Origin of the sequence: Saccharopolyspora sp. (genome assembly GCF_017434145.1) — a bacterium.
Taxonomy (GTDB): domain Bacteria; phylum Actinomycetota; class Actinomycetes; order Mycobacteriales; family Pseudonocardiaceae; genus Saccharopolyspora_C; species Saccharopolyspora_C galaxeae.
The window spans coordinates 1-2214 of sequence record NZ_JAFRFW010000592.1; the positions used below are offsets into that span (position 1 = coordinate 1).

Here is a 2214-nt window from a genome sequence, read left to right on the forward strand (position 1 = left end):
CGCGCGGCAGTGACGGCGGCCGGCGTCGGCATGGGCGCGGTCGCCGCGGCCGGAGCGGCCTGGTGGGGTCTGCGCTACTGGCGCAGGCACCGCTGAACGCAGCGAAATCCCAGGTGATCGAGGCCGTCCGCGACCGATTCAGAGACCTTGCAGCGGCCAGGGGCGGCCGACTACAAAGGAATTGCGGACCCTGGCTCGGCCAGGGGCGACGCGGAGGAGAAGCGGCGCTCCCCCTGAACCGGGCTCCGTGCGTGCGGACGGAGCACCCACGCGCAGCCGCCACGAGAGGCTGAAACGTCGACCGGGTTGCGTACCGGGACGCCGGACGCCTAGCCCAAGAGTTACGACACTTGTTGCACGCTTGGTAACCCGTCCGTTCACGCAAGACGGCGCCTGCCTGCCGGCGGGCGCCGTCGTTCGTGCGCAGCGAAATCCGCGCGAAACGTGCGCGGCCTGCCGGTGAATGTCGTTGACCGGGCTCAGCACGGTGGGTAACTTCCGAATCCCATCCGCGTTGTCGTGGAGGACTTTCCACCCGAGCCCACTGGACGACCCCACGAAGACGTCCGGGACCGTGGGCGAGCAGCCCCAGGAGGTTCCGTGGGCTCGAACCGTTCGCGCCGCCTCGTGGCGGTGCTGATCAGCGCAGCGGCGGTGGTGACGATCGGCGGCGGTTCGTCCGCGGGCGCGCAGCAGCCACCGGAAGTGCGGCACAGCGAGGTCGACCCCGCCGTCACCGAGAAGGTGCGGGCGATGAGCCTCGAGGAGAAGGTCGGCCAGCTGTTCGTCACCTACGCCTATGGCCGCGACGCGGACACCCCGCACCCGCAGAACCGCGAGGAGTTCGGCGTGGACACCCCGGCGCAGGTGGTGCAGCGCTACCACCCGGGCGGGCTGATCCACTTCAGCTGGACCGACAGCCTGTACGAACCGCGGCAGATCGCCGAGCTGTCCAACGGCGTGCAGCGGGCGGCTACCTCCTCCGGTGCCGGAATACCGCTGCTGATCTCCACCGACCAGGAGCAGGGCCAGGTGAGCAGGCTGCCGGAACCGGTCACGCAGCTGCCGGGGAACATGGCGCTCGGCGCCGGCCGCAGCGCGGCCGACACCGGCCTGTCCGCGCGGATCACCGGCGAAGAGATGCGCGCGATGGGCCTCAACCAGGACTTCGCGCCCAGCGGCGACGTCAACGTGAACCCGGCCAACCCGGTGATCGGGGTGCGTTCGTTCTCGTCCGACCCGCAGCTGGCGGCGCGGCTGACCGGAGCGGCCGTGCACGGTTACCAGGACCCGGGCGCGGCCGGCGTGTCGGCGGCCGCCAAGCACTTCCCCGGGCACGGGGACACCAACCAGGACAGCCACACCGACCTGCCGGTCATCGAGCACACCCGCGAGCAGTGGGAACGGCTGGACGCGCCGCCGTTCCGGGAGGCGATCGAGGCGGGCACGGACGCGGTGATGAGCGCGCACATCGTGGTGCCGAACCTGGATTCCTCCGGTGAGCCCTCGACGCTGTCACCGACGGTGCTGACCGGGATGCTGCGCGACGAGCTGGGCTACAAGGGCGTGATCACCACGGACTCCCTGCAGATGGACGGGGTGCGGGCGAAGCACCCGGACGCCGAGATCCCGGTGCTGGCGTTGCGGGCGGGCGCGGATCAACTGCTGATGCCGCAGAACCTCCAGGTCGCGATCGACGGGGTGCTGGACGCGGTCCACACCGGCGCGCTGACCGAGGACCGCATCGACGCGAGCGTCGAACGGATCCTCGAGATGAAGCGCAAGCGCGGCGTGCTGGACGCGCCGTTCGTGGACACCGGCCGCGTGGACCGGACCGTCGGCAGCCGGGAGCACGCGCAGCAGGCGCAGCGGATCACCGACCGGACCACGACGCTGCTGCGCAACGACGCCGGTCAGCTCCCGATGCGGCAGAAGCCCGGGAAGATGCTGGTCACCGGCGCCGGAGAGGACGCGACCGGGGCACTGGCGGATCGCGTGCGGGCGCGCGGGCCGCAGGCGACCTCGCTACCGACGGGGAAGGCACCGACCCGGCAGCAGATCTCGCAGGCGGTGCAGGCCGCGAAGGGCAACGACGTGACGGTCGTGCTGACCAACGCGGCGTGGGACGCGGACAACGCCGCCCAGCAGGAGCTCGTGCGCGCGTTGCAGCGGGCGAACGTGCCGGTGGTGGCCGCGGCCGTGCGGGACCCGTAC

The 2214-nt window shown here is 71.6% G+C and carries 1 protein-coding gene; it reads left to right on the plus strand.

What is annotated here, in order from left to right; genetic code table 11:
* Positions 1-600 precede the first annotated feature (600 nt).
* Positions 601-2214: glycoside hydrolase family 3 protein (locus tag IJH84_RS16350; protein WP_295145915.1), on the plus strand; the 1614-nt coding region annotated here is incomplete at its 3' end.